The 7,713-nt window shown below is 39.2% G+C and carries 8 protein-coding genes, 1 other RNA gene and 1 pseudogene; 4 read left to right on the top strand and 6 right to left on the bottom strand.

The annotated features are described in order from the left end of the window. Position 1: 1 nt before the first annotated feature. A complete protein-coding gene (locus tag T408_RS0107350; RefSeq protein WP_028119360.1) occupies positions 2 to 340 on the bottom strand; it encodes a cysteine desulfurase in 339 nt (112 codons plus the stop codon). A 1-nt stretch (position 341) separates the two neighbouring features. Then, positions 342 to 1,487, bottom strand: a complete 1,146-nt coding sequence (locus tag T408_RS0107355) for a cysteine desulfurase family protein (RefSeq protein WP_028119361.1) — start codon at positions 1,485 to 1,487, stop codon at positions 342 to 344. A 124-nt stretch (positions 1,488 to 1,611) separates the two neighbouring features. Here T408_RS0107355 and T408_RS0107360 point away from each other — a divergent pair, with 124 nt between their 5' ends. From T408_RS0107360 to T408_RS0107365, 3 genes are all read left to right on the top strand, one after another. Further along, positions 1,612 to 2,883: a replication-associated recombination protein A gene (locus T408_RS0107360; RefSeq protein WP_028119362.1), complete on the top strand. Its 1,272-nt coding sequence runs from the start codon at positions 1,612 to 1,614 to the stop codon at positions 2,881 to 2,883. Between the two features lie 76 nt (positions 2,884 to 2,959). Then, positions 2,960 to 3,152: non-coding RNA, 6S RNA (ssrS, locus tag T408_RS11995), on the top strand. A 56-nt stretch (positions 3,153 to 3,208) separates the two neighbouring features. Then, positions 3,209 to 3,478 carry a hypothetical protein gene (locus T408_RS0107365; protein WP_028119363.1) on the top strand — a complete coding sequence of 90 codons (270 nt, stop codon included), beginning with the start codon at positions 3,209 to 3,211 and terminating at the stop codon, positions 3,476 to 3,478. A 184-nt stretch (positions 3,479 to 3,662) separates the two neighbouring features. Here T408_RS0107365 and pyrR read toward each other — a convergent pair whose 3' ends face one another. The 4 genes from pyrR to T408_RS0107385 all read right to left on the bottom strand — a co-directional run bounded on the left by pyrR (position 3,663) and on the right by T408_RS0107385 (position 7,289). Continuing rightward, positions 3,663 to 4,196 (bottom strand): bifunctional pyr operon transcriptional regulator/uracil phosphoribosyltransferase PyrR, encoded by a 534-nt coding sequence (gene pyrR, locus T408_RS0107370; protein ID WP_028119364.1) that lies wholly within the window; start codon positions 4,194 to 4,196, stop codon positions 3,663 to 3,665. Positions 4,197 to 4,245: 49 nt separating this feature from the next. Then, positions 4,246 to 5,433, bottom strand: a complete 1,188-nt coding sequence (locus T408_RS0107375) for an acetate/propionate family kinase (RefSeq protein ID WP_028119365.1) — start codon at positions 5,431 to 5,433, stop codon at positions 4,246 to 4,248. Between the two features lie 142 nt (positions 5,434 to 5,575). Continuing rightward, positions 5,576 to 6,394, bottom strand: a complete 819-nt coding sequence (locus T408_RS0107380) for an MBL fold metallo-hydrolase (RefSeq protein ID WP_028119366.1) — start codon at positions 6,392 to 6,394, stop codon at positions 5,576 to 5,578. 40 nt (positions 6,395 to 6,434) lie between these two features. Next, positions 6,435 to 7,289, bottom strand: a complete 855-nt coding sequence (locus T408_RS0107385; RefSeq protein WP_035420369.1) for a YitT family protein — start codon at positions 7,287 to 7,289, stop codon at positions 6,435 to 6,437. A gap of 245 nt (positions 7,290 to 7,534) precedes the next feature. On the opposite strand from T408_RS0107385, the pseudogene T408_RS12220 reads away from it, so the two are divergent. Then, positions 7,535 to 7,713 (top strand): annotated as a pseudogene (locus T408_RS12220) (IS1182 family transposase); the annotation flags it as partial.

Raw genomic sequence — 7,713 nt, forward strand, 5'->3', positions numbered from 1 at the left:
CCTAATCGACTTCTTTTAGACAATGACGTTCAACAAAACCATCAAAAATAAAATTAATTTTTTCAACTAACATATCATTATTTTCTAAATTCATCACATTTACAGCGTTTAACCCCGAAGCTGTAACGGTTGATATCTTTAGTTGGTCTAAGTTTTTATTCACCATAACCTTCAACTGCAGTCCTTGCTTATGGGCAGAATCCAAAGGGCGTTTGTATTCAAAGTTTCCGGTTTTAGTATTTACGAATCCATTGTCACGTAATGTATAAGGTTTACACTCTGGATGAACTTCAAAAGTACGGTCAAATCCAGTTAAACTTGCTTGTTTTTTAAATGCCATTTTATTTCTCCTTCAAAATTTTTTCTAAGGTATCGACGAATTGATCGAGTTCTTCAAATTGAGTGTGAGGTCCAAAGGATAGTCGTAAACTCTCCTGCCAACGATCGGCTTGATCGGGATAATAAGCTTGAAGAATCCGACTAGGTGTCAGGGAACCGGCCGAGCATGCGCTTCCTGCTGAGACATAGATGTCTGCTAAATCTAAACGAATTAGAAGTTGGCTAGCCTTATGTCCAGGGAAATATAGATTGTGAATATTAGCCACTTTATTGTTTGGATCGCCATTGATTTCATAGTCAATAACCGCTTGGTCTAACAAATCATAAAAATATGCGGATAATTCTTCCATCATTTTTTGGTTACTTGTTTGGTGCTCTTTGGCTAGCTGATAGGCCTTGACCATTCCTTGAATATAGGCCAAGTTCTCTGTGCCGGACCGCTTACCTGATTCTTGTCCCCCTCCAAAAATCAGAGGGTGAATTGCTTGGTTAGCCTTCCATGGACGGTAGACAAGAAAACCAATTCCTTTAGGCCCACTCATCTTGTGAGCTGATCCTACCCATGAAGTCGCCAAGAGTTGACCGGGATTTTCTAATTCTAATCCCATCGCTTGGACGGTATCAACGTGAAAGAAATAATCATTTTCTTGAGCAAGTTTGCCAAGTTCTTGAACAGGTAAGATACTTCCAACTTCATTATTAACTGCCATCATAATCCAACCGATGGTCTCCTCATTTGAAGCCTCAAGAAAGTCCGAGGCTAGATACTGACCCTTTAAATTCGGTCTCAGGTATGTAACTTGGAAGCCTTCACTTTCTAAGGAAACCAACACTTCCTTGACTGAAGGATGCTCGATATCACTTGCTACTAGGTGATTGCCTAGCCCATTATCCCGTGCTTGATAGGCCTGAGATCGAATCGCCCAATTGTTAGCTTCAGTTGCTCCACTAGTGAAATATAGGTCTTTAGACTGGATACCCATTAACTCCGCCATCTGTCTTCTAGCTTGTTCAAGCAAAAACTTCGCATGCTTCCCTATACGGTAAATACTAGATGGGTTCCCAAAATCAGCCTGCAATGACTGATTAATCGTTTCAATCACTTCCTCGGCAATTGGTGTTGTAGCCGCATAATCAAGATAAATCATCCCTAACTCCTCTCGTAACATTATAACATATGTTTGAATATCAACAACTTTGGTCTTTCCTTAAATCTATTATATAATAGCTTTAAATGATCTTTGGGTCAATTTAAGAATATAGGAGGTAATTATGCAACAACCATTGGCTTATCGATTGAGACCACGATCAATCGATGAAATTCTAGGGCAAGACCACTTAGTGGGAACCGGAAAGATTATCCGGCGAATGGTCGAGGCTAAGCGATTGTCCTCAATGATTCTCTATGGGCCCCCTGGCACAGGTAAAACTTCCATTGCCAGTGCGATTGCTGGATCTACTCAGTATGCTTTTCGTACTTTAAACGCAGCCACAGATGGAAAAAAAGAGTTAGAAATTGTTGTAGAAGAGGCTAAAATGTCGGGAACTGTCATCCTTTTGTTGGATGAGGTGCACCGGTTAAACAAGGTTCAGCAAGATTTCTTGTTGCCCCATTTGGAAAATGGTCGGGTCATTTTGATTGGTGCTACCACTGAGAATCCTTACATCTCAATCAACCCGGCTATTAGAAGTCGACTACAAATTTTCGAACTCCACCCTTTAGACGTTGCACAAGTAAAGGAAGGATTGGCAAACGCATTACAAGATGAAGACAGAGGTCTTGGAAATTATTCCGTCGAGATAAGTGATGCTGTCCTTACCCACTTTGCTTCAGTTACTAATGGCGATATTCGCAGTGCACTGAATGCTTTAGAACTAGCAGTTCTATCAACTGAGCCATCCGACAACGGCCAAATCGTTATCACTCAAGCAGTAGCTGAAGAATGTTTGCAACGCAAACGCTTGACCCATGACAAAGACGGAGATGCTCATTATGATGTTATTTCAGCCTTTCAAAAATCAATCCGCGGTAGTGATGTCGATGCTGCCATCTATTACTTGGCCATATTATTAGAAGCTGGAGAGCTCGTTATTGCCTGTCGAAGACTCTTAGTTATTGCTTATGAAGACATTGGTTTAGGTAATCCCGCGGCCACACAACGAACAGTAGCTGCCGTAACAGCCGCTGAAAAGCTTGGTCTGCCTGAAGCTAGGATTCCTTTGGCCTTTGCGACGGTTGATCTCGCCCTAAGCCCTAAGTCTAACACTAGTTACAAAGCCCTAAATCAAGCAATGAGTGATATTAAAAAGGGACATGTAGGTCCCGTTCCTAACCACCTCAAAGATAGCCATTACCAAGGGGCTAAAAAATTAGGCCGGGGACAGGATTATAAATACCCTCATGACTATCCAGGACATTATGTTCCCCAACAATACTTGCCGGATGAATTAGTCGGCAGCCAGTATTTCCATGCTGATCCAACAGGCAAATATGAGCAGGCTCTCAATCAGTATTATCAACAATTGCAAGCCAGAAAATATTAAACAATCAATCCCTCATTAAGAAAGTGTTTTCGCATTAACTTGCAAGATTCACTCCTTATGCTATAATATAGACATGAGCTATCTGAGATGTTCGTCTTGTGCATATTATGTGGACCGACCAATTTCTTTTTATCTTGGGATCTAAAAATCGTATTACTATGACATGCCTTTAACACTTGGAAGTCAGAAATAATATGTGTAGAGCCCACCTGCAATTACCAGCGGGTTCCCAAGTATATGCACGCTAGGACGGCATCACCGGATAGCTTTTTTATTATGTCTAAAGCTTCCTGTTTCTTGTTACTGGCTTTTTAAGGAGATTCAAATGCTAAATATTTTAATCTTGGCTTTTCCTACTATTCTTGTAATCTTGGCCTCCTATTTATTATTATATCGTCAAAGTTTAATGAATCTATTGAAAATTAAATCTTCCAAAGCCATTATTAGCTTTGCGATCACTTACTATATTTTAGCTATTTTAGGCTTCTTCTTAATACTTAATCAAATCATCAACGGGATCTTGATTTGGCTTCTAGCTTGCGTCTTGTTTACCCTTTTAATGATCTTCGTTTTTTATTTGATGGCTAAGAATTAACTTAATAATACAAAAAATTCGAACATCTTGTCGCAGTAGGAAAATTCCTACAACTAGCAACAAGGCGTTCGATTTTTTTATTTTCAGAAAGATTAGCTAGGGGCTAATCTCAATTTTGATGAATAGTCGCTCTAGTTTAATCCTCTTGAAATTAAATATACTTTTAGCACGAATACTCGGTCACTTAGTCATTACTTAGAACCACTTGGTCATGACCATCGACTTCCTCCAGTTGTACTTGAACACGTTCGGTTTTTGAAGTGGGGATATTCTTGCCAATATAATCTGCTCGAATCGGCAATTCGCGGTGACCTCTATCAACAAGAATGGCTAATTCAATCCGTCGGGGTCTGAAGTCATCCATAATAGCATCCATGGCAGCTCGAATGGTTCGACCCGTGTAGAGAACATCGTCAACTAAAACTAAACGTTTATCGTTAAGATTTGTTTGCCAGTCTTTGTTATTGATTTGAGGATCTTCAGCCAATTTACTGAGATCATCCCGATAAAAGGAAATATCCACTGTTTCTAGTGGAAACTCGACCCCCTCAATCAATTGCAATTTCTTTTGCAATCTTTGTGCCAGATACTCACCTCGAGTTTTAATTCCCACTAGCACGATATCCTGATAATTAGGACTTTTTTCTAAGATTTCATGGGCCATTCTTTTTAGGGTGCGATCAATAGCTGCTTTATCAATCAATTCTTTCATTCTCAAGCTCCTTTCTTGCAAAAAAGACAGCCTAAGGCTGTCTTCTATTTTACTTTTATTTTAAACGTTCAACTTCGCGGGCAATCGCTACTTCTTCATTAGTAGGGATATTATATACAAGAACCTTAGATTCATCTGAAGAAATTTGAGCTTCCTTACGCGTATCATTACGCTCAGCATCCACTTCAATACCAAACCAAGTTAATCCTTCTAGCACAGCTGCCCGAGTGGTCGCAGAATTTTCACCAATACCGGCTGTAAATACAATAATATCTACCCCGTTCATGACAGCAATATATTGACCAATATATTTTTGAACGCGGTTAACAAAGATATCGATCGCTAATTGGGCCCGGTGGTTTCCTGCTTCTGCGGCTGACTCAACGTCACGCATGTCACTAGAAACTCCTGATATTCCTAAGAGTCCTGATTTTTTATTGAAAATATTAACCATTTCATTAACATCAGAAATATTTAGCTTATCCATTAAGAATGGAACCAAGGAAACATCTAGATCTCCCGTTCTAGTTCCCATAGTAATACCGGCTAGTGGTGTGAAGCCCATCGAAGTATCCACTGACTTACCACCTTGAACAGCCGTAATAGAGCCACCATTACCTAGATGGCAAGTGATAATCTTCAAATCTTCGATTGGTTTACCAGCTAATTCAGCAGCCCGTTGACTTACAAATTGATGGCTAGTCCCATGCGCGCCGTATTTACGAGCACCGTATTCTTCATAGTACTCATAAGGTAAGCTATACATATAATTAACCTCTGGCATACTCGTATGGAAAGAAGTGTCAAAGACGGCCACCATGGTCGCATGTGGTAATTCTTCTTGGAATACACGCATAACAGCAGCTTCAGCCGGATTATGTAAAGGTGCGAATTCACTTAACTCATCAACCTTGGCGATCACTTCATCGGTGACCACTGTTGATTCTTTGAACGCTTCCCCACCGGCAACAACACGGTGTCCGACACCCTCAATTTCTTTCATATCTTCAACAATATTAAATTCTTGAAGTTTTTCAAATAGGATTTCAACTGCTCGTCCGTGATCTTCAATGTCTTCGGTCATTTCAAATTCTTGATCATCACCATATTCGATTTTAAAAATTGAATTTTCAATCCCGATTCTTTCAACTAGCCCCTTAGCGATCACTTCTTCTTCAGGCATTTGGTATAATTGAAATTTTAAACTCGAACTACCAGCATTAATGGCGAAAGTTTTTGACATATCTATTCTCCTAATCTCTATACTTATTGATAAACCAATCATAACATAATTTGTAAACGTTTTGCAGTTTTTTGAAATAGCTGATTAAACTTTAGTCGATAACCAATTAATTATTTCTCTTAAACTTCAAACCGCATCCAAATTACTCGCCTAGCTCCTTAAATATTCGGTTAGGATTGTAAGCAATATTTCCCAAATTTGCTAGAGGACCGTGGTCGATAGCTTTATTGCGCGCCAGACAAAAGTCCCAATGATCCTTACAGATTTGGTCATCATCCCCAGCTAGTATTCGCTGGCACCAAAAAATATTAGCATCTAAAGTTTGAGGAGAAACTTCATAGGGGTGATGATTTATCCAAGCATAGTGGATATCCATTGATTGTAAATGGTCCTTTAATTGGCATAAATTGATCAAATAGCTTTCAATTGAAGTGGCTGAGGGCTGACTAAGTTGAGTAGGATTCATTATTGCATCACCGTACAGGACCGTTTGAAGTTCTGGCAATATAAAGCACATAATGCCTTGCGTATGACCGCCCGCCTCCACTGCTGATACAGTAATGCCTCCTAGATCAAAAGTAAGCCCCTCATCATATAAGAGATACTGTTCTGCTGGATTTAATAAGTCCTGATCTTCCAAAGTTCTATCCTTTAGGAGCCGTCCTAGAAGTTTGAGTCTAACTTCTTTAGAACAAGAATATGTGGCCAATGTCTGATCTTTACGGGGTAAATACACAGATGAAAATTCACCGGCGCCACCCCCATGATCACAGTGTCCATGACTTAAAATAACTTGATAAGGTGTTAAAGCCAGGCTGTCTACTAGCTCCTTAAGAGAACCATAACCCCAGCCCGTGTCTATTAACAAGCCAGCCTCTCGTCCTTGTATATAATAAGAACAAACACCAGGCATTATAATTCGCCAGGCAGATTGTCCTAAGGGTTGAACTTTAAATTGCATTTTCTTATTTCCTCCCTGAGCATGGCTTTGACCCACTCGATTAATTATCTTCCAAAAAGAACGTAAAGCCTTCACCAAGCACTTGTTGGACGGAAGATATCGTCACGAATGCACTTGGATCAATGTCATGAATTAAGCGTTGAGCCTTTAATAATTGTCTAGTATCCACGACGATATACAAAATATGTTTATCCTTCTTAGAAAAGTGACCATAGCCATACAATCCAGTAATACCTCTATCTAATTCTATTTGCACTCGGTCAGCTATTTCCTGATAAGCTGAAGAAACAATAAAGAGTTGCTTTTTGGGATTCAAACCTTCAATAATAAAATTGATAACTTGACTAGTGACGTAGATTAATATCAAGGTCATCACCCATAATTCAGGACCAATAACAAAAAATAGGGTCATCACAATACACATATCAATAATTAAGAGCGCCATTGAAATTGGAACACCAAAATATTTATTGATAATTAAAGCGATAATATCGACACCCGCTGTTGTCCCCTTACCTAAAAGAGTGATTCCGACCCCTGCTCCCAGAAGCACCCCTGCTGCAATAGCGGCTACTAGTTTATTATCAGGAATAAAGACTGGCATGGGAACCCAGTTCAAGCAGATAGTAACAACCACAATTGATACTAAAGTATAGGCGATCGTTACTTTATCTAGGAACTTCCAACCGACAGCCATGATGACGCCATTAATAAAAAGATTAGTCCATCCAGGTGGAATTTGGAACAGGTAATATACAAGAGCAGTTATTCCTGTAACCCCTCCCTCTCCCAATCCATTTGGCAAAATAATCATCGCCACGGAAAGGGCTAACAAGACGGATCCAATAAAAATCAAGAGTAAATTTTTAAAAATGCTTAAGGATTTATTATTCATAGCTACTACCTCCACTCTGCTATTATAGCAATTTCACTGAAATTAACGGCAAATAAGTGGAATTATTATTAAATTTTAATCTTTAATAATAAAAAGAGGCTGTAAGATAAGTCAATCTAAAACCCACCAAGAGTGTTGATATATCAACATTCTTGGTGGGCTTTATGGTATAATTAAGTTAGTAAAATTAAAAAACAGAGGATCGGACCCTCTGTTTAAAGATAATCCAGAAAGGACTACCTCCAATGTGTAACCATTATAACATAAACCAACTCACTTTAGAACTCTCAACTCAATATTCTCCAGAATCCAATCATATTGTCTGGACCATTCACGAATTTGTTGAAGACTTAGAAATTCATCACCCCTATCTCTTTGGTCGACCGAGAGAGTATGATTTTTCCATGTTATTAAAACTTCTCCT

Source organism: Hutsoniella sourekii ATCC 700629 (assembly GCF_000518205.1).
In the GTDB taxonomy this organism is placed as follows: Bacteria; Bacillota; Bacilli; order Lactobacillales; family Aerococcaceae; genus Hutsoniella; species Hutsoniella sourekii.

What these genes read in the sequence shown, in the direction of transcription:
- T408_RS0107355 (WP_028119361.1), bottom strand. Translation starts at nt 1,487, where the DNA reads ATGATTTATCTTGATTATGCGGCTACAACACCAATTGCCGAGGAAGTG.
- T408_RS0107360 (WP_028119362.1), top strand. Translation starts at nt 1,612, where the DNA reads ATGCAACAACCATTGGCTTATCGATTGAGACCACGATCAATCGATGAA.
- T408_RS0107375 (WP_028119365.1), bottom strand. Translation starts at nt 5,433, where the DNA reads ATGTCAAAAACTTTCGCCATTAATGCTGGTAGTTCGAGTTTAAAATTT.
- T408_RS0107380 (WP_028119366.1), bottom strand. Translation starts at nt 6,394, where the DNA reads ATGCAATTTAAAGTTCAACCCTTAGGACAATCTGCCTGGCGAATTATA.
- T408_RS0107385 (WP_035420369.1), bottom strand. Translation starts at nt 7,289, where the DNA reads ATGAATAATAAATCCTTAAGCATTTTTAAAAATTTACTCTTGATTTTT.
- T408_RS0107350 (WP_028119360.1), bottom strand. Translation starts at nt 340, where the DNA reads ATGGCATTTAAAAAACAAGCAAGTTTAACTGGATTTGACCGTACTTTT.
- T408_RS0107365 (WP_028119363.1), top strand. Translation starts at nt 3,209, where the DNA reads ATGCTAAATATTTTAATCTTGGCTTTTCCTACTATTCTTGTAATCTTG.